The 21,916-nt window shown below is 50.2% G+C and carries 22 protein-coding genes; 7 read left to right on the forward strand and 15 right to left on the reverse strand.

What is annotated here, in order from left to right:
• Window positions 1-39: 39 nt before the first annotated feature.
• From ACMGDE_RS11755 to ACMGDE_RS11775, 5 genes are all read right to left on the reverse strand, one after another.
• On the reverse strand, window positions 40-2,046 hold the full coding sequence (locus ACMGDE_RS11755) for a thioredoxin domain-containing protein (RefSeq protein WP_436832978.1): 2,007 nt from the start codon (window positions 2,044-2,046) through the stop codon (window positions 40-42).
• A 58-nt stretch (window positions 2,047-2,104) separates the two neighbouring features.
• Window positions 2,105-2,605, reverse strand: coding sequence for a SixA phosphatase family protein (locus ACMGDE_RS11760; protein WP_436832979.1), 501 nt, complete (start codon window positions 2,603-2,605; stop codon window positions 2,105-2,107).
• Window positions 2,606-2,682: 77 nt separating this feature from the next.
• Window positions 2,683-3,540, reverse strand: a complete 858-nt coding sequence (locus tag ACMGDE_RS11765; RefSeq protein ID WP_436832980.1) for an alpha-1,2-fucosyltransferase — start codon at window positions 3,538-3,540, stop codon at window positions 2,683-2,685.
• Window positions 3,537-4,301 carry a DUF268 domain-containing protein gene (locus tag ACMGDE_RS11770; protein ID WP_436832981.1) on the reverse strand — a complete coding sequence of 255 codons (765 nt, stop codon included), beginning with the start codon at window positions 4,299-4,301 and terminating at the stop codon, window positions 3,537-3,539. Before ACMGDE_RS11770 ends, ACMGDE_RS11765 begins: the two co-directional genes overlap by 4 nt.
• Window positions 4,302-4,312: 11 nt before the next feature.
• A complete protein-coding gene (locus ACMGDE_RS11775) occupies window positions 4,313-5,335 on the reverse strand; it encodes a glycosyltransferase family 2 protein (protein ID WP_436832982.1) in 1,023 nt (340 codons plus the stop codon).
• Between the two features lie 74 nt (window positions 5,336-5,409).
• On the opposite strand from ACMGDE_RS11775, the gene ACMGDE_RS11780 reads away from it, so the two are divergent.
• Both ACMGDE_RS11780 and ACMGDE_RS11785 read left to right on the forward strand, forming a co-directional pair.
• Complete coding sequence (locus tag ACMGDE_RS11780) at window positions 5,410-6,144, forward strand: hypothetical protein (RefSeq protein ID WP_436832983.1); 735 nt, start codon at window positions 5,410-5,412, stop codon at window positions 6,142-6,144.
• Window positions 6,141-6,983, forward strand: a complete 843-nt coding sequence (locus ACMGDE_RS11785; RefSeq protein WP_436832984.1) for a glycosyltransferase family 2 protein — start codon at window positions 6,141-6,143, stop codon at window positions 6,981-6,983. The genes ACMGDE_RS11780 and ACMGDE_RS11785 overlap by 4 nt, the downstream gene beginning before the upstream one ends.
• Here the strand turns inward: ACMGDE_RS11785 and ACMGDE_RS11790 are convergent.
• The 10 genes from ACMGDE_RS11790 to ACMGDE_RS11835 all read right to left on the reverse strand — a co-directional run bounded on the left by ACMGDE_RS11790 (window position 6,955) and on the right by ACMGDE_RS11835 (window position 15,745).
• Complete coding sequence (locus ACMGDE_RS11790) at window positions 6,955-7,986, reverse strand: glycosyltransferase (protein WP_436832985.1); 1,032 nt, start codon at window positions 7,984-7,986, stop codon at window positions 6,955-6,957. The two genes, ACMGDE_RS11785 and ACMGDE_RS11790, sit on opposite strands and share 29 nt — an antisense overlap.
• Complete coding sequence (locus ACMGDE_RS11795; protein WP_436832986.1) at window positions 7,962-8,882, reverse strand: glycosyltransferase family 2 protein; 921 nt, start codon at window positions 8,880-8,882, stop codon at window positions 7,962-7,964. The genes ACMGDE_RS11790 and ACMGDE_RS11795 overlap by 25 nt, the downstream gene beginning before the upstream one ends.
• A gap of 16 nt (window positions 8,883-8,898) precedes the next feature.
• Window positions 8,899-9,672 carry a glycosyltransferase family 2 protein gene (locus tag ACMGDE_RS11800; RefSeq protein WP_436832987.1) on the reverse strand — a complete coding sequence of 258 codons (774 nt, stop codon included), beginning with the start codon at window positions 9,670-9,672 and terminating at the stop codon, window positions 8,899-8,901.
• A 69-nt stretch (window positions 9,673-9,741) separates the two neighbouring features.
• The gene (locus ACMGDE_RS11805; RefSeq protein ID WP_436832988.1) at window positions 9,742-10,509 is read right to left on the reverse strand and encodes a glycosyltransferase family 2 protein; all 768 of its coding nucleotides are present in this window, start codon (window positions 10,507-10,509) and stop codon (window positions 9,742-9,744) included.
• Between the two features lie 10 nt (window positions 10,510-10,519).
• Window positions 10,520-11,260, reverse strand: coding sequence for a hypothetical protein (locus tag ACMGDE_RS11810; RefSeq protein WP_436832989.1), 741 nt, complete (start codon window positions 11,258-11,260; stop codon window positions 10,520-10,522).
• Window positions 11,253-12,008 (reverse strand): glycosyltransferase domain-containing protein, encoded by a 756-nt coding sequence (locus ACMGDE_RS11815; RefSeq protein ID WP_436832990.1) that lies wholly within the window; start codon window positions 12,006-12,008, stop codon window positions 11,253-11,255. Before ACMGDE_RS11815 ends, ACMGDE_RS11810 begins: the two co-directional genes overlap by 8 nt.
• Window positions 12,005-12,820 carry a glycosyltransferase gene (locus ACMGDE_RS11820; protein ID WP_436832991.1) on the reverse strand — a complete coding sequence of 272 codons (816 nt, stop codon included), beginning with the start codon at window positions 12,818-12,820 and terminating at the stop codon, window positions 12,005-12,007. Before ACMGDE_RS11820 ends, ACMGDE_RS11815 begins: the two co-directional genes overlap by 4 nt.
• A 182-nt stretch (window positions 12,821-13,002) precedes the next feature.
• Window positions 13,003-14,115, reverse strand: coding sequence for a glycosyltransferase family 4 protein (locus ACMGDE_RS11825; RefSeq protein WP_436832992.1), 1,113 nt, complete (start codon window positions 14,113-14,115; stop codon window positions 13,003-13,005).
• Window positions 14,112-15,140, reverse strand: a complete 1,029-nt coding sequence (locus ACMGDE_RS11830; RefSeq protein WP_436832993.1) for a glycosyltransferase family 9 protein — start codon at window positions 15,138-15,140, stop codon at window positions 14,112-14,114. The genes ACMGDE_RS11825 and ACMGDE_RS11830 overlap by 4 nt, the downstream gene beginning before the upstream one ends.
• Window positions 15,140-15,745 carry a DUF4254 domain-containing protein gene (locus ACMGDE_RS11835; RefSeq protein ID WP_436833123.1) on the reverse strand — a complete coding sequence of 202 codons (606 nt, stop codon included), beginning with the start codon at window positions 15,743-15,745 and terminating at the stop codon, window positions 15,140-15,142. The genes ACMGDE_RS11830 and ACMGDE_RS11835 overlap by 1 nt, the downstream gene beginning before the upstream one ends.
• 411 nt (window positions 15,746-16,156) lie before the next feature.
• Here ACMGDE_RS11835 and ACMGDE_RS11840 point away from each other — a divergent pair, with 411 nt between their 5' ends.
• The 5 genes from ACMGDE_RS11840 to ACMGDE_RS11860 all read left to right on the forward strand — a co-directional run bounded on the left by ACMGDE_RS11840 (window position 16,157) and on the right by ACMGDE_RS11860 (window position 21,896).
• Entirely contained in the window at window positions 16,157-17,032 is an 876-nt protein-coding gene (locus tag ACMGDE_RS11840; RefSeq protein ID WP_436832994.1) for a helix-turn-helix domain-containing protein, read from the forward strand.
• A gap of 165 nt (window positions 17,033-17,197) precedes the next feature.
• Window positions 17,198-18,148, forward strand: coding sequence for a dihydrodipicolinate synthase family protein (locus ACMGDE_RS11845; RefSeq protein ID WP_436832995.1), 951 nt, complete (start codon window positions 17,198-17,200; stop codon window positions 18,146-18,148).
• Window positions 18,145-19,626: an aldehyde dehydrogenase (NADP(+)) gene (locus ACMGDE_RS11850; RefSeq protein ID WP_436832996.1), complete on the forward strand. Its 1,482-nt coding sequence runs from the start codon at window positions 18,145-18,147 to the stop codon at window positions 19,624-19,626. The genes ACMGDE_RS11845 and ACMGDE_RS11850 overlap by 4 nt, the downstream gene beginning before the upstream one ends.
• The gene (locus ACMGDE_RS11855) at window positions 19,623-20,630 is read left to right on the forward strand and encodes a 4-hydroxyproline epimerase (protein WP_436832997.1); all 1,008 of its coding nucleotides are present in this window, start codon (window positions 19,623-19,625) and stop codon (window positions 20,628-20,630) included. The genes ACMGDE_RS11850 and ACMGDE_RS11855 overlap by 4 nt, the downstream gene beginning before the upstream one ends.
• Before the next feature lie 3 nt (window positions 20,631-20,633).
• A complete protein-coding gene (locus ACMGDE_RS11860; protein ID WP_436832998.1) occupies window positions 20,634-21,896 on the forward strand; it encodes an NAD(P)/FAD-dependent oxidoreductase in 1,263 nt (420 codons plus the stop codon).
• The last annotated feature ends 20 nt before the right edge of the window (window positions 21,897-21,916 follow it).

The following is a 21,916-nucleotide window of genomic DNA, read 5'->3' on the forward strand; positions in this document are numbered from 1 at the left end:
TTTTTAAAATTATGGGTATGGCATGCATACCCCTGTTATCTATTGTGTAATTAATTCCAGCAATTCTTCCACATGCGTTACCGGCAGGCTACATGTTTTGTTACGGCATACATAGGCCTTTGTCGTGTCACCTATCCTACCAGCTAACAACGGAAGTTTCCCTTTTGTTCCTCCCAATATCATTTTGTTGGGGAGGTAATGCTTATCCAATTCCCTGCGCATGGCGGGCCACTCCGGACCGGTAAGCACGATCTCGACGCATCCATAAACTTCCTCGAGCAGCTGCATCGCCCAATTGGAATAGGCCGAACCATATGCGGCCATCTGCGGCACCACATTGGCCAGCACCTGCGAACCGATAGCCCTATATGGTTGGTGGTCAAACAGCGACCCCAATCGGTAAAGCTGCCGCACGATGGTTGAGGTAGCGGATGGGATCACATTGTCCATGATTTCCTGCTTACGGGCAATCAGTTGTTCGGCTACCGAAGACGTATAAAAAAACGTGGCCGCGTCGGTGTCGTAAAAATGACCGAGCACATGATCCATCAGCCGTTTTGCTTCCGTTAACCAATCCTCATCAAAAGTAGCCTCATACAACGCAATAAAGGCATCGATACAAAAAGCATAGTCATCGAGGAAGCCCTCAATCGCTTTCCCGTTGGCCGCCGGTTGATGCAATAATCCCCCGTTTTCAGCATATAGGTATTGGCGTATAAAGTGCGCATTATCCAGGGCCGCTTTTAGGTATTCCGGCACGTCAAAAACCCGGTAGGCATCCAAAAAACCTTTGAGCATCAATGCATTCCAAGACGTCAGCAGCTTGTCATCCAACCCAGGCCGCACCCGTTGACTCCGATAATCCAATAGCTTCTGCTTTCCTTGGGTCAGGTAAGTCTCCCATTCGTCAGGTGCAAAACCCGCATCATGCGCCAGGTGATCTGCTTCGACATCGATTTTCAGCACATTTGTTTTCTCCTCCTCCCAATTGCCCTCTTCCGTGACGTCAAAGTACCGAATAAATAGGTCGGCATCCGCCCCCAGTACGTGTTTGATCTCCGACTGCTGAAACGTATAGTATTTCCCTTCCACCCCTTCGCTGTCGGCATCCAACGCACAGTAAAATCCGCCTTGCGGACTCGTCATCTCGCGCAGCACCCATTCCAGGGTCTCGGTAACCACCCGCTGATATTGCGCAATAGGGCGCTGTTGCCAAGCCTCCGCATACAAGCTCACCAACTGGGCGTTGTCATACAACATTTTTTCAAAATGCGGGATGTGCCACCGACCATCTACCGAGTAACGGGCGAAACCGCCGCCCATATGATCATAGATGCCACCGGAAGCAATTTTCCGAAGTGTGAAATGCACCTGTTCCAATGTCGCTTCATCTTGAGCCAACACGGCATAACGGAGTAAAAACAGCCAATTGTTGGGAAGCGGGAATTTGGGCGCCCGTGTATAGCCCCCTTCCTGGGTGTCAAAAAGACCTTTCCAAGGCTTCACGATAGCCTCCAGATCTGCTGTAGAATAGGCATCGGGAATACGGTTGATAGGCAGTTGCTCACTTTGTTGGATGCCGGCGGTTAGCCGCTCGGCATAATCGTATGCCACTTCGGGTTTCTCCCGCCACATCTGGGCCAGTTGTAATAAAACGTTTTGCCAGTCATCGGGACGGAAATAGGTGCCGCCATACACCGGACGGCCGTCCGGCAAGCAAATGCAATTGAGTGGCCATCCCCCTTGGTTGGTCATCAGCTGCACCGCAATCATGTAAATCTGATCGATATCGGGCCGTTCCTCGCGGTCTACTTTGATGGATACGAAATGTGTATTCATCACCTCCGCCACGGCATCGTTCTCGAAACTCTCCCGCTCCATTACATGGCACCAATGGCAGGCTGAGTATCCGATGCTGACGAGGATGAGTTTATTTTCGGCTTTTGCTTTGCTCAACGCATCTTCGCCCCAAGGATACCAGTCAACAGGGTTGTGCTGATGCTGCCGTAGATAAGGCGATGTCTCGTTATGGAGCTTATTGGGCATTCGGAGGTAAAGGTAAGATTTTATATGGAATTGCCCAATCGACCGGCAGGGTCATTGATCACTCATCTTCCATCCGTGGGTATGTAAACCAGACGTTCGTCCCGCTGCCGCCGCTTACCGATGCCCAATCGTCCGTTTCATCAAACCGGATATGCACAATGCCGCAGGTAGGAAGGTTTTCGAAATCATCATTCGTCAGGTAGTTGATGATGGAGGTCAGGCCCGGATTATGCCCAAAAAGGGCCACACGGTCGTATTGGTTGTCCAACTCATTGATGATGTTAAGCAATGTATTCGGTTGGGCCTCGTAAATACGGCGATCGGTTTTAATCGCCATCACCGGCACCTGCAGGTGTTCAGCGAATATCTGCGCCGTGGTGATGGCTCGTTTTGCCGGGCTGCTGATCAGCTGCTGAGGTTGGATATCATATCGGTGCAATCGATCCGCCATCCTTGGCGCGTTGTTAAACCCACGCGAATTGAGTGGCCGCTCAACGTCACTCACATCAAACCTCCAGTCGGATTTCGCATGCCGGATGATGAATAAATGTTTGGCCATGTGTAGCTCCTTTTCGCTAACAGGTGGCAACAATCATGCCCTTTGCTTATCGTTACGTCCTGTACATCCCATACGAACTAGAACACCACAAACTCCGGCAATATCACACCCGATACATCAAGCTGTTCCATATTAATCCACTTTGCCGGACTGACCACTATTTTCGATGGTGAATGGTTGAGCCAGGCCCCCCACCAACTGAAGCTGCTGTTGGCGATGATATAATGCTGGCATAGGCTCATCAGTTGCATATCGCGAAAGCTGTTTTTACCCGTATTCCAATCGACGAATACGGCATCCAGGTGCCGGAAATTCTCCCTGCACCACTGGATATCGTTCGAGAAAAAAACGAATAATGGCGTAGTGATATGTTGCTTCATATAATCAATAGCCTGTCGATAATAGGCATCGGTGCAAATCCCGCCCAGATAAGGGTCTGTGAGGTAATCTCCCCTTCTTACGTGTACGGCGACAGACGCATTGGACGCGACTAATCCTGCAAGATGCTGATCTCGTTCATCGGTGAGTGCCGGAAAGCTGAAATCCCTTCGAAGTGTATCCGCTACGCGTGTTACGTATCGAATATTTTGCCAATAGCCCCAGTAATAGCGGTTTCTTTTATCCTGGTAGATCGACTGGTCATATCCAAACAACGGGTTTTCTTCATAGTAAGCGTCTTTCGTACGATACAGGCGTCTCAACTTTCGCCATGCCCAAGCCCGGTTGTCGGGCGTGTATAGTTGGATTTCAACTTTCGAAGCCGCGCGCAGTTGGATGCCGAACACCTTTTCCAATTCAAATCCCTGATGCAGGCCATAGTTTTCAAACCCGCTTAAATCTGCCTTCACCTTTCCAAATGTTTGGCGCAACCCTTCATAAAATGCGTATTGAAATAGTTGATTGCCCAGTCCACCCAGAAATTTGACGATTTTCATAATGCAAGCTCCCGCTTTTTAAACCAAAAGCAACCACATGCATAAAATTGTTTCTGCAATAATTCATCAGGCGGATCAACGACCAAACCCCCATCTTTCCCGTCTTCTGGAATCAATGTAAAGTCCATTAGTTCCATGTCCGAAAATAGGTTTAACACCTGCACCTTATCATAAATCCGGTGTGCATTGAAGCAAATCACGCTTTCGCGACCCAGCGGCACGACAAACAACAGGGAGCCGCCCGGAGCGACTACCCGTTTAAGCTCCGAAATAGCCTTCAGGTCTCCGTCGTAATCCAACGGATCGCCATAACGCCCTAGACCTATGTGTTCTACGGTATGCATGCATGAAATCGATTCGACGCTGCCGTCCTCGAAAGGCAGCTTTGTCAGATCGGCAAACGAAGAAGTGAGATTATCCAACACCAGATCGGCAGGCCTATAGTCGTAAAAAGCGGCAGGAACGATAGCAGACAACATGGAGCAAAAATGCAAGGTCGACGAAATATCGACATGCTGTGCCGGGTTCAGTGCTTTTACGATCCGCATGGCCCAAGCAGGATGGTACACATAATGCCTATCAAATTCCGTCTCGCTCGTTGCTTCATCAAAACAGGGATAAAACAATGACGGATCTAATCGGAATCGACGAGCCGTATTTTCCGCTTGTTTTTCAATCGCTTGATAATGCGCTAAAAACGCTTTGGGTAACGCAACTCGATCGGCTCCCCTTGTTTTCCTTTTCCAAAATCGTCTAAACATCCATTGATTCGTTAAAATAAAGACCTTAGCCAAAGCTTCACAATCCTTCTTTTCTGTTTAAAATTTAACAATGATCGTTCAAAAAGTTCCTTTTTTGTCAACCATATCGCTGCCTGTTTTTTCGGCACGGTATTCATCACCAGGTCATACCAGCGGGCATAAAGCTCTTTTTCAAACCATGCAGTTGGCAACTTCCCCGAAATACGGTTTGCCGACTTTAATTCGGCTAATAACTCCAAAAAGTCTCCAATCGAATAGTCGCTGAGTCTCCACCATAAAAGGGCATCGAAGAGGGGGCCATATTTCTGCGAATCAACTCCCAGCAAACTTAATTGTTCGTCCTTGATCTGGCGCAGTTGTATTATTGCCACGTCCCGCTTGGTCTGCGAACTATTTTCCGCATGTATACGATAATAAACCAGCGGTTCATTAAAGGTGTGGATATCATACTTGTCTGATAACCGCACAAAGAGATCATAATCCTCTGCAGGAGCCCGTTCCCGATACCCCCCCACCTGCACCGCCAGCTCCCTTCGATACATGACGCTGGAATTGACAAAAATATTATTGAAGAAAAAGCGTACCTTCAACTCCCCGCCATGATACGGCCTGTGCAAAAGTTCACCGCTTACCTCACCCGCCTCATCCATCAGCAATGCATTTCCTCCGCAAAGCACCACATTCGGGTGTTCTTCCAAAAACCGGTATTGTTTCTCCAAACGACCGGCAATCGAGATGTCGTCGCTGTCCAGAATGGCGACGTATTTACCGCGGGCGGCGGCCAATGTCGCCTGGCGGGCATAGGTTAGTCCCTTGTTTTCGGCTTGATCGTAAAACCTGATCCGGGGGTCGGGGTACTGCCTGATGACAGCAGCTGTCTCGTCGGTAGACCCGTCATTGTAGATAATCAGTTCGAAATCCCCAAACGATTGGTCTAACACACTTTGGATAGATGCACCGACAAAACGCTCCACATTGTAAGCCAGCATCAATACAGAAACCAACGGAATACCTTGATTTTCTTCTTGTTCCAACAGACCAGCAATTATAGACCAATGCAAATGTAGCCATTTTAATTCCTTTCCCTAAATTTGATCTCTTGAATACGATGGAAGTCCGCAAAAACAAGTACATTGCCTTTAGCCTTTGGGGAGATGTTTCGCATTATACGCTGGGTGCTGTCCGTAATGCCGAGCTTGCACCGGCGATTTATCCAGGGTGGCATGTGGTGGTTTATTACGACCAAACGGTACCGATGCCTATTCTGAATGCGTTGACCAACCGCGGCGTCCGGTTAATAGATATGTCGGAAAGTAAGATATACGGTCCATTTTGGCGTTTTTTAGCAAGTGATTTTCCAGATTGCGGACATGTGGTTTTCCGGGATACAGACTCCCGATTGACCAAACGGGAGTATAAGGCTGTTGAAGAATGGATCAAGGAAGACCGCATCCTTCATGTCATGCGGGACCACCCGTATCATGAGATTCCCTTCGGAGCAGACAGGCGTGCTATCCTTGCGGGCATGTGGGGGATAAAAGGTAATGTCATATCAATGGACAAGGTTATCAAAGATTTCATACGAGGTAAGGAGTTTTACTACGGTATAGACCAAGCCTTTTTACAACAGATTTACACCGACTTTCAGCATTCCCAAACGCTCCACGATGAGTTTTTTGGCGGCAAACCGTTTCCAGAAAGACGTACCGAACACCAGTTCATCGGTGAGCGTATCGACGAATTCGAACAGCCGATGGGTGAAGATCGTGAAATCTTAAAAAACTTCCTTGAGCAACGCAAACCCTCATGGACCAAACGCTTAAAAAACATCTTCCGTAAATGAGTGATCCGTTATTTTCCATCATCATCCCTACTTTCCAATCAGAACAGACGATCCACTCGTGCATAAGCAGTATATTGGACCAGACATTTGGGGATTTCGAAATCATTGTACAGGATGGGTTGTCTTCGGACAAAACAGCCAGTATCATACAGGCATGGGGAGATGACAGAATTAAACTGTTTTCCGAAAAAGACCGGGGTGTTTACGATGCGATGAACAGCGCTCTGGATAGGGTTTCGGGCAGATGGATCTTATTCCTCGGCAGCGACGATCTTTTATTTGAGCGTTCCACTCTCGCATCCCTCAGCAACGTTGTACAAAAAACAGACGCCGATCTTGTTTACGGAAACGTCATCATATCGGGAGATAGCCATTGGATAAAAGATGGAACGATTTACAGGGGTGAGACGGATTTGGCAACCCTGTTTGTCCAAAACTTAAGCCACCAATCCATCCTCTACCATCGCAGAATTTTTGAAGACGGTCTCCGATTCAAACTAATTTATCCAATTTGCGCGGATTTCGATCTCAATCTACGCTGTTTTGCGCATTACAAAACCGAATACACACCGCTAATAATGGCTGTTTTCACAACTGGGGGTATCAGTACCGTCGGTGTTGACGAACGATTCGAAAACGAAAAATGGGAAAATATCATCCGTTATTACCGGCACAAACTCAGCTCGCCCGCATTCATTGGCTATAAAGGGATCTTCAGAAAAACAGGAAAATTGCTGATCAGGAAAGGGGAGATCGGCCCCGGTATTTCAGCCATGATGGCATACCTCTATTTAAAGTTGGTAAAGCTTTTTAAAACCTCGGGAGCTCGCTGTCTTTAAGAAAATCCACAATATGCGAAGCCACCGTATCTCCCCGTTGTTTAGACGGAAACAAGTAAGCCAGAATCGTTTTTTCCCTAATCCGTCTTTTTTCCGTCCGGGCCAACCATAAACGTATTGGTGTTAATATTTTCAACCTCAACCGGCTTAATGGCTTTATACGTCCATTTTTTTTGTATAATTTAATGGCCAGATAATATTTCCCCGTGATGACAAATCCTTCGTGATTCTTTTTATACAAGGCATGCATGTATGCTCTGGACAACTTCTCTTTAGGGATGAAATGATGGAATTTCAATGCTTCATCATAGTACAGCTCATATCCTCGAAGAATAAGGCGAAGGCAATATTCCGTATCTTCTGTAGTGAGGATGCTTGAATCGTCATGCATAAACAAAAAAGAAGGATATCGCTGATAAAACGCCCTGTACACGGCTGTTCTCGAACCTAAGCCGGCTCCCCATAAATACCCACGCTTGGTAACATAACCGGTTTCGCTGCCCTGCTTGCCGACGGCATAGCCTTCACTGTATTCCGAAAACCAGTCCGGCAACACCACCCCTTCTTCGGTTACGGGAATGCCCTGTCCACCGGCGGCACCGACTTCGGGATGAGTGTCTAGCAAGGTATACATCCGCTCGATGTACTGCGGGTCAAACCAATTGTCATCATCACAAATCACAAAATAACGGTAACGCGCGTGCGTAATAGCGGTTTGCAATGCAAAATATTTGGCAGGCCTGTTTTCTTCAAAACAACGAAAAGGTACACGTGCTACCTGTTGTTTGTGCCATTCGCCTTGTACCACCGCCATCGAATCATCCGACGAATGATTATCCACGAAAATGACCTCCCAAGGAATCTCTTTAGGAACCTGTTGTGCACTCAAGTGCTTGATCGTTTCGGGCAATTTAGAGGCTCCATTATGGGTACACAAGACAACAGAAATTCCGTTACCTAAATGTTGATCGTACCCCGTTATTTCCCTTTCAGGTGTTTCCATGCTGCACTTAGCCAGATTTTGTAAAACAACGTTTTTGATGTCAACGGATTTTTGAACATGCGTACGATTTCTTGCCTTGTCGCGGGATTAATCGCGTTCCTGACCGGCCAAAATTCCTTGAAATTCTTCTTATATGCACGTTCATAACGCGGTTTATCAATGAGATCACCGATGTACATCCCGTTCAGGATGGACAGACCCTCCACAAAGTTCAAGCCGCTACCGTAGGCGCCGGTACTCACATCCGCTTGGTGTTTTCGGAAGTAGTTCAACAAACGGCCGTTGACACACACGGTTCCTGTTTTAGATAACGCGATCCAAAATACCCAATCGCCGCTGAACTTATAATTCAGAAAATCCTTTGAAATGAATTCAAAATGCTTCCGCCTCCAAATGGCCATGCTCACATTAAATATTGCGGGGTTCGGACACAGGTACGTGCGGATAAATTTATCCCCTTCCACCATCTCGACAAGTTGATGGTGTGACGATTGCCATTTGATTTCGTTTCCCTTCACACAATAAGACTGGCAATAGCTGATTACACAACGGTCATCCTGCTGTATGCCCTCCACTAAATGATGCAAAAAGGTTGGCTCACACCAATCATCGCTCTCGGCAATCCAGACAAACTCTCCTTTGGCTAATTCGATGCCTTTTATCCATTGTTTAAATGGACTACCGGAATTCCGCTCGTTGATTACCACATGCGACACCTGAGGATAATCCCTGTATTTTTCGATAATCGTGCGACTACCGTCTGAAGAACAGTCGTCTAACAGGATGATTTCAAACAGTGTATAGGTTTGGTCCAACACCGAGCGGATGCGTTGTTCCAGAAATGCTCCGTGATTGTAGTTGGGTATCACAACGGACACTAACCCCTTATTGTTCATTCGCTTTTGTTTGACATTACGATGCGTACCCCGGCTCCCGATACGCCAATTTTTCCTTCACCGTCTCCCGATAAATCATTTCATTGGGTTCGAAATTACCCCGGGAGTTCAGCGGATGGAAAATGTGATAGCCGACGGCAGCCCATTTCAGGCGTTTTTTCTGTATGCCTGCGTTAATCAACCGTTCCGCAAATTCATAGTCCTCCCAGCCCCAGCCCTCAAAACCGTTGTAATATCCGTTCACTTTCTTGTAGTCATCCAGCCAAAAAGCCAAGTTACAGCCCTTTACATTATCAGAGCTTTGCGGATTTGTTTTGAAGAGGCCGGATAGCGGCGGAAACCTGATGGCGTTGAAGCGAGTATGCATGCCTGCTGTCAACGCATGAAAATCCAATTGCTTTGATTCCAAGATTTCCGTTGATTTTCGCGCGCCGATCATCGCCCGGCTCCCTTGCACGAAGTACCCGCGCTCGGCGGCTTTCAAATGATCCTTCACAAAATGCTTGTGCAGGATGATGTCGCCGTCTATCTCGATGATATAGGGGCTGGTCGCCTGCCGGATCGCCTTGTTGAGGATGATGCTCTTGCGAAACCCCTCGTCTTCGTGCCATACATGTTTGATCGGCAATCGGCCGGCGAACCGGCCAATGAGCTCGCCCGTACGGTCATCCGAGCCATCATCGGCGATGAGCACTTCATCCGGTTGCTGGCTTTGGCGCACGACACTCCTCAACACCAGATCCAACGCCTCGGGCCAGTTGTACGTGGAAATCAACAATGCAATATTCATGTATCTTATCCGTTCAGACAGTTACTGAAATAACGAACGAAATGCCGCTTTCGTTACATCAGTCAACTATTATTCCAATAATCCCAAAAAAGCAAGCAACTTGTTGTACGGCTTGGACCACGTGCGATGGATGCGTAATGGTCCCCCTAGCGTCCGCTTGAAAAACCCGGCATGCCGCTTATTAAGTAAATCGTTTATCTGCCGTTTTAATTTGCGGGTCCGTATCCTTTTGGAATTGGGCCTGATCCGGTATTGATAGCCTACGATCGGCAGTTTTACCACATCGCCGCCATCCTTTAGCATGGCGATCCAAAAATCCCAATCTTCCCTTCCTTTCATTTCCCCGCAATAGCCGCCCGCCACCGCCCAGTCCGACTTCCGATACAAGGCGCTCACGTGCAGGATGTTTTTGCGTGCAAGTAAGTTGATGTCAAAGTCCGGCAACTTACGCGGACCGGCTTTGTCACCGAAAAACTCGCCCTCGGCGGTCACCACTTTCACCTCGGGTCGGCCTTCCAACACCTTCACGGCTTCCTCGATAAAGGTGGCGCATATCCGGTCATCGCCATCCAGCGGCAATATATATGCCCCGCGCGCATAGCTGATACCATGATTACGGGCTACCGAGACGCCCTGGTTTTCCTGCCGCAGAAATGACACCTGCTCAAAACGCTCCGCATAGCCCTTGGCAATTACGCCCGAATCGTCCGTCGAGCCATCATCTACCAGGATGATCTCCGTAGCCAAATAGGTCGATTCCAACGCCCATTCAATGGTTTGGACCAAGAATTCCTGCATGTTGTAAAACGGAATGATGACGGACACCAATGGGATCATAAGCAGGTGGTTATATTTTATCCCTCCTTTTCAGGAGCTTCAGCCAATAGTATTTAAGCGGGTTGGTATATTTCAATTGCTTCCAGGGCCTGCTGCCGTGTGGCTTGTGTAACACAGGGGTGCCGTACAGCAAATAATTTTTAAATCCCATTTCCGTAGCCTGATACGAGATAAACGTATCAAACCAGTCCTTGGTTTCTTTCAACTCGGCAAAATCGTATTTCCGTAAGAAGTCGATCGATATCAGCGTGCAGCAAAAGCTAAGGCTCTTTTTGGTTTCCATGCTGCGGCCTCCGGTGGGCAGGTTTTTGAATCGCAGATAGGGAAAGTTGACCTTCCCTTGCTCATCTACCGTAATGGCGCCCCCAAGACCTAAATTAGGGTGTTGGCGAGCGTGTTCAAGCAGCTGATCGAACGTATCGGTCCTGACCACGACATCCGATTCGACAATGATCAGGGGTCGCTTTTCGCGCAACGCCCATCGCTGGGCATCCTGAAGCACCAGTCGGTAGTTTGGCGAAGGGTGGCTGGTCATCTCTTCGAGGTGGAACAGCTCGTATCCGTATAGCGCCTTATGTTGTTCGAGTGCCGCCTTTGTCTCGGCGGAACTGAAGTCGTTATATACCAAATGGCGGACAGCTGTTGCGCTGGCGTGGACAGCCTTGATGGTCTCCAGCGTCTGTTCGATGGAGTCCTTCACCGGCGTGATCACAATGGCCTTAATGATGCCGCTTTTCTCGATATTATCCATTCCTTTTTACTAATCCCAGAAGGCTTTTCAAGCGAAATTTCAGTAGCTTAGACGACCAGTCCTTCCGGTGGGCGCCCAGCATGTAAAAATACCCATTCCCCCGGCGTGAATCTCCGGGAATCACCTGATAAGTAAGCTGGTTTTTCCACATCGCATAGTCAAAGCTTAGCTGGTCCCGCCTGCTGTAGTGCTTCACCATGTACCACCAATCTTCCATCGCGCTTATCAATTGCGGGTCATGGTGCTTCCGCAGCAATACGCCCGAATACACCAATCCATTATGCTCGGGATAGCCCTCAGCCCTCAGAAATGCCATCTGCCGCTCCATCACCTCAGGATCGTCTTTGTACACACCGCGTTCTTCTGCTAGCTGCTTGATGGCCGCGTACTCCACATATACACAGTCCCTTGCATCGCGTGTATTCTGGTTATGGTCAAAACACGCGATGACACCGTCGGACAGCACAGTCTCCACCAGCTGGTCCACATTGCCGATGACTAAAAAATTGCCATCGATGAAAATGCTGATCTCATACTCCGCTAAAAACAGGTGTGGATTGATCTTCACATACCGGCTGCTCCGTACGTTGTCCCCAGCAACCGGCGGTTCGACCAACACCACCTGCCAGGGGGCAGCCTGTAGCTGCTTATTATCGGTAAAACAGATAAAATCCCATCCCGCTAGCTGCTTCTGGGGAAGCAGGCCTTCATAATCTCCAAATATGGCCGTGTAGATGACGTTCTTCAAGATGATAGTTTTTCAATCCCATTCAGGCAACGATACTGCCCGGATGCCTGCTTCTCACGGAGCAGTGCCACGTTTTCTTCCCTCGATGTCCAGCTTTCTGCATGGTATAGGTGGTACTGGATGGCGAAATGTTTGACCGAAACCACCTGATATCCCAACCCTTGAAAGCGCCAAACAAGATCATCATCTTCACCGACAGCTGGGCGCACATAATCTTCATCAAATCCGTTAATCGCTAATATCGCAGCTTTATAGCACGAAAAGTTGCATCCTTTTATCGAACTGATTCCGAAACGGCATATAGCGGCCTTCGTCACGTTGTTCAATGGAAAGTACAATCCCTCTTCCGCAAATTTAGCGCCATCCTTTTGCATCCGGGCCATTTGCCAAACCAATCCTTGCTGGAAGCGGGGCAACGGCGTATGCCGCAGCTTTTCACTATATAAGGGTCCGAGTTTAACCCGTTTTCCGGCCAGGATATGAACGGGGTGCGACAGCCGAAGGTGGTTCTGGATAAAACGGGTGTGCGGCACGCAATCGCCGTCGATAAAAATCAGGTATTCATACGAAGCGGCCACAATTGCCCGGTTCAAGGCCTTGTTTTTTTGCCAACCTTGGTCCGCCTGCGTCAAATGGACGATATTGAGTTTACCGCTGTCGTAGTTTAAAAGGAAATCGCGCATTTCTGGACTATCCCCGTCTTCGGAGACAATGATTTCATCGGGAAGTACCGTTTGAAAATGTAGGGCATCAAGAACTGTTTTCAGGAATAGGGCGTTCTTGTACACCGAAATGATTAGGCTGATATTCATGAAGGAATTCCCATTGTTGATTGATTGCTATTTGCAAGGGCAAACTTAGATAAAAGGAACGGCAAATACAATTCGGGGCGGCGGATCCGTCGAAGCCGCTCCGGCTGGGCTGCCCCCGACGGTATCCTTTTTGGGGCACTGGGAACCAAGGCGTGAGGGCCCGAACGCTTGGTTCCACTGCTTCACACCTCCCGGTACAACCTCGCCATCTGACCGGCAATACGCGCATCATCAAACTGCTGCACATGGACAAAACCCTGATCAATCATCGAGTCCCGTAAGGCTGAATCACCGAGCACCGCTTCAATCGCCTGCGCGATTTCCTCGAGATCGTCGGGCGCCACGTACCGTGAATGCGGACCGCCAGCTTCGGGGAAGCATCCTCCTCGGGACGTAATGACGGGCACCCCAGCATACAAGGCTTCGATAATCGGAATGCCGAATCCCTCAAATAAAGAGGGGTATATAAACAAAAGTGCCGATTGATACAGCTTAGCCAATTCATCGACCGAGGCACCGTGAATAAATAACACCTTTTTGGACATTCCCCGCGTTTCGATATACCCCTTTAGTTCATCGAGGTATGGTGTCGGTCTACCGGCAACCACCAAAGGCATGTCGATCCGTTCCATGGCCTTGATGACCGATAAGACATTTTTGCGTGCTTCGATGGTGCCTACATTCAGCATGAAATCCCCGGGCAGCTTATATTTTTCCAGAACAGCCTGCTTCGCTGCATCTGTATATCGCTGCTTAAATGCCGGGTGACACCCTTGATAGATCACGTCGATTTTCGAGTCCGCTACGTGCAGAAATTCGACGATGTCCCGCTTGGTCTGCTCACTGATGGCTACGATACGGTCAGCGTGGCGCGCAGCATGCTTGAATTTTCGGAAATAAATCGTACGGTCGATAAACGAGTATAGCGCTGGATAGCGCACGAAAATGAGGTCATGTATGGTCACCACCTGCTTAATTCGCTGCCCCGATAAGCCCATGGGCAATTCACCCGAAAGCCCATGAAAAAGCTGAATACCGTCCTGCTTGAGGTCGCCCACCACCCCTCGCTGTCGCCACCAATTGGAAAACGTCCGATCAAAACCACTTCGGGGAAGCCGTTCGATGACATTGGCGCTGTCGGACGCAAACAGCTGATCACGTGCTGGTTTGGGATTGTACAGATAATAGGTATGTTCCGGGTGATATTCGCGCAATATGCGGATCAAGTCCCGTCCATAGTTGCCCAGCCCGGTCCGGTTATGGAATACCCGTTTCGCCTCGTATCCGATATTCATAACCCGATTTCCCGCAATTTACCGATCACCATTTCAGGGGGAATCAGCATCATACTGTCCTTTCCATCACAGATGCAGGGCTTGTTGCCATACACTGAACTCGGCCGTGCAGGATGCGCCACCTGGATGCAATCGTCCATGCGCTGGCCATACCCTAAAAAACCAGCGTAGGGGTGGGTCGCACCCCAAATGGATAGCACACGCACCCCCATCAGCGAAGCCATATGCATGCCGGCCGAATCCATACTGAGCATCACGTCCAGGTTGGAGATGATAGCCAGTTCCTCTTGCAAGGAAAACTGCCCTACTAAGCTTTTCACATGTGCATAACGCTGCTGCCACGCCTCGGCTATCCGCTGTTCGTCTGGACCGCCCCCAAAAATGAAGATGGATCGGCCGTGCTGATCGAGATCAGCAATTACCGCTTCCATCCGGTCAAGCGGATATACTTTAGGAAGGTGCTTGGCAAACGGCGCAATCCCAATCTTGGTGGCGTGATCGGCAAATAATGGTTCCGCCATTGGGGGAAGGATCTGCCGCCAAGGCTGCAGGCGGTGGCTCAAGGTGATCGGAAAACCCAGCCTTCTGAATACATCTGCGTAGCGCTCAGAAGTGGGTTTAAGCGGCTTCATGACTTTGCGTCGAGGTCGGGTGAGCGCCCTTTTCTCCTTTCGGCCTTTGTCCAATCGCCGTACGGTGACCCCGCTCAGGCGAAAAAGCAACGAAAGTACCCGGCTTCGGATATTGAAGTGCAGGTCGGCCACGACAACTGGTGTATATTGTTGCAATTCCCGAAAAAGCCGGTATAATCCCCACGCTCCCCGATGGAGCTGCGTGGAAAATGGATGAAAAATGATGCCGGGAATGTCCACGAAAAAGGGCTTAAACGCCTCTCTGCTAACCATCACCACGGTCATCTGACGATGCTGTTCGACCAGCTCCCGCAATACACTCGCAACCATCGCTACGTCTCCCATTGCTGAAAAGCGAAATACCAATAGCCGGGAGCCGATGTTCCGTTCCATCACTTCCTCGCGGTGTATAACACCGGATTAAGCGTCGCGTCGTTATACATCTTCATTTGTTTATACACTTTCATGTATTTTTTTCCGGTGCGGATATCTTCAAGCAACTCATTGATGCTCAACGAGAGGTCTTCATGCTGCCGGAGCAATATCATCAGTTTCTCCATACAGGAAGCGATGTGCTGAGGAGAAGCATCAATTTTTTCGGTTTCTTGGCGCATATGATAGATCTTCAAGCACAAGATCGACAAGCGGTCCAAGGCCCAAGCCGGGCTTTCGGTATTGATCCTCGCGTCCCGGTGCGGGATTACGTTTGCAAAATAGCGGACGAAATAATGATCAATAAGCTCGACCGTGTCGGTGCGCAGCTGGTTGGATTCATCAATCCGGCGCTTCCATTCCAGTCCAACTGCCGGATCAATATTCGGATCACGTACTTCATCCTCCATATGCCATTGCATCGTATCGATCCAACACTTTTTATATAAGAGGTACTCCAAGGTGTGTCTTGGATAAGGGTTGCTGAAGGGACAATCGATGGAATCAAAGATGTGGTAGTTTTCAATTGCTTGTTCAAAAATGCGATTTGATTTTTCACTAATCATCATATTGCTCGAAATTAATAACGGTATCTGCTAAAATCTCATTGCGTGAATTTTTATTACAAAACCCATCAGTAGACATATCAATTATACGAAATATGATTCCGAAATGCTACAATCAGGTCCTTTCCATTTGCATATATCCCATGATATATTGATTTGGACGTGTTTAACCCCTTGTTTATTTTATTCGTATCCTATTATTCCTATTAAAAATGGTGCCAGCTGTAGATAATTGCTACAAATTTGTGGAGAGTTTTCACAAATTCTTTTTATACCTATCCTGAGGGCAACCGACTGCTTATTCATTTCTTAGCCACTATCAACCATATTTTAACCAACTTTCACAAATACTCGCATAAAACTAGTTAATATTTGTACATTTATATGAAGTATTTGTTAACCCATACCGCTATGAAAGCTCTTCAATTTACCATACCCGTCACGCCGGACAGGACGGTGATCATACAAGAAGACCTCATTCCTCAATTTTACCCGCATCTCCATCGGCATAAAGAGGCGCAGTTGATCTGGATCATCAAGGGTGAGGGCACACTGATCGCGGAAAATACCATGCACTCGTTTAAGCCCAATGATATTTTTATGATTGCACCTAACCAATCGCATGTGTTTAAGGGTAGCCGTCTGGCGGACGGGTCAAACGAAATGGGTGTCCACACCATTTCGGTATTTTACGACCCCAATGGCCACCTGGCCACGTTCCTCCAATTGCCTGAATTAAGTCAGCTCAACGCGTTTCTGAAAGAATATAAATATGGGTTTAAGCTTCCCGAACAGCATTTTCAGCCCGTTTCAAGGCAGATCCTCAAATTAAAAGAGGCCAACAGCATGGACCAGCTATTGTATTTTCTCCATTTGCTCCGCACCTTCTGCCGAATGAACCCCAAACCAGAGCACCTTTCTACCTTCAACAAGGGGCACATCACCGATGGGGAGGGACTGCGCATGGGCAACATTTACAACTATATTTTGCAGCACTACCAACAGGCATTGACATTGGAAGAAGTTGCCGCTGCCGCGCACCTAACGCCACAGGCATTCTGCCGGTATTTCAAAAAACATACCGGGATCACCTTCGTTACCTTCCTCAATGAAATGCGGATAAACCAAGCCTGTAAAAAGCTGACCGCAGGAGAATACGATTGCATCGCCACCGTGGCTTACAACTGCGGATTCAATAGCATCACCAATTTCAATCGGGTATTCAAAAGCGTGGCCGGCGCTTCTCCCAAGGAATACCTATCGAGATACCTAAACAGTATGCAATAACCGAGGATTGTTAATATCTGCACAGCATTGATTAATTCGTGGGGGGTACAGTCTACTTCGTTACCCCTATATTTGTGGCAATCCATTTAGAAGGGCTGGATGCGTCAGTACCTTGGGCTTGAAAACACGGGCTTGTTGCCAATTATTAAAAAACACACGAAAAACATGAGTAAGACTGAACTTTGGTATGGAGTATATCCAGCATTGCTTACACCATTTACAGCAGCGGGAGCAATTGACTATGAAATGTTCAAAAAAAATCTGCAGGCACAGGTCGACGCCGGGGTCTCCGGCGTGATCATTGCCGGCACGTTGGGTGAGGCAAGCACTCTAAGTGCCGCTGAAAAGTTTAGCCTATTGACATTTGCCAAACAGCATGTTCCCGATCACATTCCCGTGGTGCTCAACATTGCGGAGCAGGCCACCGCAGAAGCCGTCGGTATTGCAGCAGAAGCGGAGCGGCTCGGTGCTGATGCGCTGATGTTGCTTCCGCCCATGCGTTACAAGGCCGCTGACCGGGAGGTGGTGCACTATTTCAAAACCATTGCCAAGGCCACCAACCTATCCATCATGATCTATAATAATCCGGTGGATTATGCCATCCATGTGACCGTAGAGATGTTTGCCGAACTGGCCGAGTGTCCGAACATTCAGGCCGTCAAGGAGTCTACCCGCGACCTGACCAACATCACCCGCATGATCAATCGTTTTGGCAGCCGGTTCAAGATACTCGGCGGTGTAGACACCATCGCACTCGAAAGCCAGCTGATGGGCGCCTGCGGTTCGGTTGCAGGCTTGGTTGATGCCTTCCCCCGTGAAACGGTAGCCATCTACCGGCTGGCACAGGCGGGCCGGTTGGATGAAGCGCTGGCCATATACCGCTGGTTCATGCCCTTATTGGAATTGGACATCCACCCGCGCCTGGTCCAATACATCAAGCTGGCCGCAACCGCAGAGGGCCTCAGCAACGAGCATGTGCGGGCACCGCGGTTGCCCTTGGAGGGCGAAGAGCGGGCACGTATCCAAAAAATCATCGACGATGCCATTGCGACCCGCCCCGTATTGCCAGATTACTTAACTTTGCCAGTCCATTCAGCAGCAGAACAGGCATCATGAGCAAAAACACCCCCATTCCAGCGATCGATCAATTGGTTGAGCAGGCGCACGAAGCGTTCTTAGCGCTCAAACGCTTCAATTTACAACAGCGTGCGGCATTTATGCACCAAGTGGCCGATGAGATCGAGGCGCTGGGACCGGAACTCATCGCTACGGCACTGTCCGAGACCAATCTTCCCGAAGCCCGGCTACTGGGAGAAAAGGCGCGGACGGTTTTTCAGTGGCGCAGCTACGCGGATGCCCTGGCCAGCGGCAACCTATTGAATGTACGGATCGATGCGGGCGATGCTGCGCGTACACCGCCCAAACCGGATATCCGCAAAACCGATGTGGGATTGGGGGTGGTCGCCGTGTTCGGCGCCAGCAATTTCCCTTTTGCGTTTTCCACTGCCGGGGGTGATACGGCTTCGGCCATCGCCGCAGGCTGTGCGGTGATCGTCAAGACTCACCCCGGCCATCCCGAGACATCGGCGTTGATGGGACAAGCCATCACCAGCGCAATAGAAAAGGCCGGGTGGCCCCCAGGGCTGTTCGCGGAGGTGCGCAGTGACGGCGTTGCTGGCGGGCAACATCTCGTCTTGCATCCGCTGGTCAAAGCAGTAGCCTTCACCGGCTCGTTTACCGGAGGCAGGGCGTTGTATGACCTGGCCGCCAAGCGTGCCGAGCCCATTCCGGTATTCGCCGAGATGGGCAGCGTAAACCCGGTTTTTTTGCTCCCCGGAAAACTCGAACATTCCGCCGTGGAAATGGCCCGGCAATATGCGGCATCCCTGACGCTGGGCGTTGGACAGTTCTGCACCAATCCCGGCATTCTTGCCGTACCGAATGGCGAACACTTGGGTCGGTTTTTCGCGGCCCTGAAAAACCAGGTTATCGAAACAGTAGCGGCTCCCATGCTTCATCAGGGGATTGCGTCGGCCTATGGCAAAAACAAAGCGGATCTACTGGCACATACCGGCGTAACGGTTATCGCCGAAGCCGCCGCGGCTTCACCCGAGACCCACGGGAATGCCGTAATCGCCACCGTTAAGGCGAGTGACTTTTTGGCCGATGAAGCCCTTGGCCGCGAGGTATTCGGTCCATTCGGCCTGATCGTCACCTATGACGGTCCGGAAGAAGCGGTGGCCATCGCCCAAACGCTGCACGGTCAGCTCACGGCCACCATATTGGCTGAACCGGAGGATATCCACCAGTACCGGCCGTTGGTGACCACATTGACCGAGAAATGCGGACGCCTGCTACTCAACGGATTTCCCACAGGCGTGGAGGTGTGCTACGCCATGCAGCATGGCGGACCGTATCCGGCGACTACGGATAGCCGGTTTACGTCTGTCGGGCCTGACGCTGTCCGGCGATTTGCCCGGCCGCTGAGTTACCAAAACTGGCCGGATGAATGGCTGCCCGATGAGTTGAAAAATGCCAATCCCTTGGGAATCTGGCGTACGGTGAACGGGGAACTGACGAAAGGGGTCTTATGAAAAAGACATTTTTTTGCATTGATGCCCATACCTGCGGCAACCCGGTACGGCTGGTGGCCGGTGGCGGACCGTTGCTAGGGGGCAATAGCATGATGGAGCGCAGGCTCCACTTTCTGAAGGAATACGATTGGATCAGGAAAGGACTGATGTTCGAGCCCCGTGGGCATGACATGATGAGCGGCAGTATCCTATACCCGCCTGTGGACCCCGTCAATGATACCGGCGTGCTGTATATCGAAACCAGCGGCTGCCTGCCCATGTGCGGGCATGGCACTATCGGCACGGTCACCATCGCTATTGAAGAGGGCCTCATCATCCCGAAAACCCCGGGCAAACTGCGCCTGGAAACGCCCGCTGGATTGGTCCGCATTGATTATGTGCAGAAAGGCGAAAAAGTAACATCGGTGAAGTTGACCAATGTGAAATCCTTTCTGGCCGCCGAGGGCATTACCGTCGAATGCCCGGATATCGGCGAGCTGACCGCCGATGTCGCCTATGGCGGAAATTTCTATGCCATCATCGACCCGCAGCCCCATTTCAAGGGATTGGAGCATTATACAGCCGATCAGCTCATCTCCTGGAGCCGGGTATTGCGCCAGCGGATAAACGATCACTATACGTTTGTCCACCCCGAAGACCCGAACATCAATGGGCTAAGCCACATCCAGTGGACCGGCGCCACCCTCGACCCCACATCGACTGCGCGCAACGCCGTGTTTTATGGCGACAAAGCCATAGACCGGTCACCCTGCGGTACGGGCACATCGGCGCGCATGGCTCAGTGGCATGCGAAGGGCAAGCTCAAAAAAGGCGATCAGTTTGTGCACGAAAGCATCATCGGTTCGAAGTTTATCGGAACCATTGAAGCGGAAGTACCCAACGCATTTGGCGACGGTCGACCAGCTATTGTGCCGGGGATCGAAGGGTGGGCAATGATCACGGGGTACAACACCATTATCATCGATGATAACGACCCTTATGCACATGGATTCCAAGTTATTTGAAAAATGAGCAATCCCAATAAAGGCTCCGTAATCATTGTCGGCGGTGGCATCGTCGGCCTTGCTTCGGCCTATTATTTGGCCAAGGAAGGCTGGAAGGTGACTGTCCTGGACAAGGGTGACTTTTCCGACAATTGTTCATACGGCAATGCCGGTATGATCGTACCCAGCCACTTCACGCCGTTGGCCGCGCCGGGGATGGTGGCGCAGGGTATCAAATGGCTGTTCAACAGCCGGAGCCCGCTGTACATCAAACCGGCTCCCAGCCTGTCCCTGATTTCATGGGGACTCAAATTCCTCAAACACGCCAACGAGCAGCACGTCAGGCGGTCGGCACCTCATCTCCTCGCCCTCAATAACCTCAGCAAAGACCTCTACGACTCGCTCGCCGATGAACTGGGAGATGACTTCGGCTTGGCGCATCGCGGTATACTGATGCTGTACAAAACGGGAAAAACTGCCGAAGAGGAAATCCATTTGGCCGAACAGGCCAGCGCCCTGGGGCTTGATGTAGAGGTCTTGTCACGTGATGGGGTGCAGGCGCTGGAACCGGATGTCAAACTGGATGTATTGGGTGCCGTACATTACCGTAGCGATGCGCACCTCTACCCCCCTGCGCTTATCCGATTGTTAATGGCGCGTATCCAACAGCTTGGCGTGACCTTGGTACCGCATGCCGAGGTGGTTGAGATCATCCGCCGCGGCGGCAAGATTACCGAAGTCGTCACCGCCGAGGGCAGCTTCTCGGCCGATACGGTCGTGCTTGCCGGAGGAGCGTGGCTACAGGGACTGGCCAAACGGGCGGGACTCACCATCCCGTTGATGCCGGGCAAGGGATATTCGTTCATGACCGATGCCTTCGGCGGAAAGGTGCGGCATCCCGCGCTGCTGCTGGAAGCACGCGTAGCCCTCACCCCCATGGGTGGCCGAGTACGTATCGGGGGCACGATGGAGTTGGCCGCCATCAATCATCAGGTCAATGTGCGCCGGGTGGAGGGTATCGTACATGCCGTCCCCGAATATTATCCCGAATACCGGCTGCCCATGCCGGATAAGCAAGGCATCTGGCATGGATTCCGGCCATGTTCGCCGGATGGATTGCCCTACCTTGGGCGTGCCCGATCGGTCTCCAATTTGATTGTAGCAGGCGGCATGGGCATGATGGGCCTAAGCCTGGGACCTGCAGCGGGAAACATAGTGGCCGAGCTGGCGCAAGGTCGCCAACCATCCGCAGACATTTCGCTTTTTGATCCCGAGCGGTTTCACTAAATACCGCGTTACAATAATAT

The sequence above is a fragment of the Parapedobacter brassicae genome (genome assembly GCF_051400755.1).
Lineage (GTDB): Bacteria > Bacteroidota > Bacteroidia > Sphingobacteriales > Sphingobacteriaceae > Parapedobacter.

Coding starts and splice junctions, on each gene's coding strand:
- ACMGDE_RS11755 (WP_436832978.1), bottom strand. CDS start 2,046: ATGCCCAATAAGCTCCATAACGAGACATCGCCTTATCTACGGCAGCAT.
- ACMGDE_RS11760 (WP_436832979.1), bottom strand. CDS start 2,605: ATGGCCAAACATTTATTCATCATCCGGCATGCGAAATCCGACTGGAGG.
- ACMGDE_RS11765 (WP_436832980.1), bottom strand. CDS start 3,540: ATGAAAATCGTCAAATTTCTGGGTGGACTGGGCAATCAACTATTTCAA.
- ACMGDE_RS11770 (WP_436832981.1), bottom strand. CDS start 4,301: ATGTTTAGACGATTTTGGAAAAGGAAAACAAGGGGAGCCGATCGAGTT.
- ACMGDE_RS11780 (WP_436832983.1), top strand. CDS start 5,410: ATGGAAGTCCGCAAAAACAAGTACATTGCCTTTAGCCTTTGGGGAGAT.
- ACMGDE_RS11785 (WP_436832984.1), top strand. CDS start 6,141: ATGAGTGATCCGTTATTTTCCATCATCATCCCTACTTTCCAATCAGAA.
- ACMGDE_RS11790 (WP_436832985.1), bottom strand. CDS start 7,986: ATGGAAACACCTGAAAGGGAAATAACGGGGTACGATCAACATTTAGGT.
- ACMGDE_RS11795 (WP_436832986.1), bottom strand. CDS start 8,882: ATGAACAATAAGGGGTTAGTGTCCGTTGTGATACCCAACTACAATCAC.
- ACMGDE_RS11800 (WP_436832987.1), bottom strand. CDS start 9,672: ATGAATATTGCATTGTTGATTTCCACGTACAACTGGCCCGAGGCGTTG.
- ACMGDE_RS11805 (WP_436832988.1), bottom strand. CDS start 10,509: ATGATCCCATTGGTGTCCGTCATCATTCCGTTTTACAACATGCAGGAA.
- ACMGDE_RS11810 (WP_436832989.1), bottom strand. CDS start 11,260: ATGGATAATATCGAGAAAAGCGGCATCATTAAGGCCATTGTGATCACG.
- ACMGDE_RS11820 (WP_436832991.1), bottom strand. CDS start 12,820: ATGAATATCAGCCTAATCATTTCGGTGTACAAGAACGCCCTATTCCTG.
- ACMGDE_RS11825 (WP_436832992.1), bottom strand. CDS start 14,115: ATGAATATCGGATACGAGGCGAAACGGGTATTCCATAACCGGACCGGG.
- ACMGDE_RS11830 (WP_436832993.1), bottom strand. CDS start 15,140: ATGGAACGGAACATCGGCTCCCGGCTATTGGTATTTCGCTTTTCAGCA.
- ACMGDE_RS11835 (WP_436833123.1), bottom strand. CDS start 15,745: ATGATTAGTGAAAAATCAAATCGCATTTTTGAACAAGCAATTGAAAAC.
- ACMGDE_RS11840 (WP_436832994.1), top strand. CDS start 16,157: ATGAAAGCTCTTCAATTTACCATACCCGTCACGCCGGACAGGACGGTG.
- ACMGDE_RS11845 (WP_436832995.1), top strand. CDS start 17,198: ATGAGTAAGACTGAACTTTGGTATGGAGTATATCCAGCATTGCTTACA.
- ACMGDE_RS11850 (WP_436832996.1), top strand. CDS start 18,145: ATGAGCAAAAACACCCCCATTCCAGCGATCGATCAATTGGTTGAGCAG.
- ACMGDE_RS11855 (WP_436832997.1), top strand. CDS start 19,623: ATGAAAAAGACATTTTTTTGCATTGATGCCCATACCTGCGGCAACCCG.
- ACMGDE_RS11860 (WP_436832998.1), top strand. CDS start 20,634: ATGAGCAATCCCAATAAAGGCTCCGTAATCATTGTCGGCGGTGGCATC.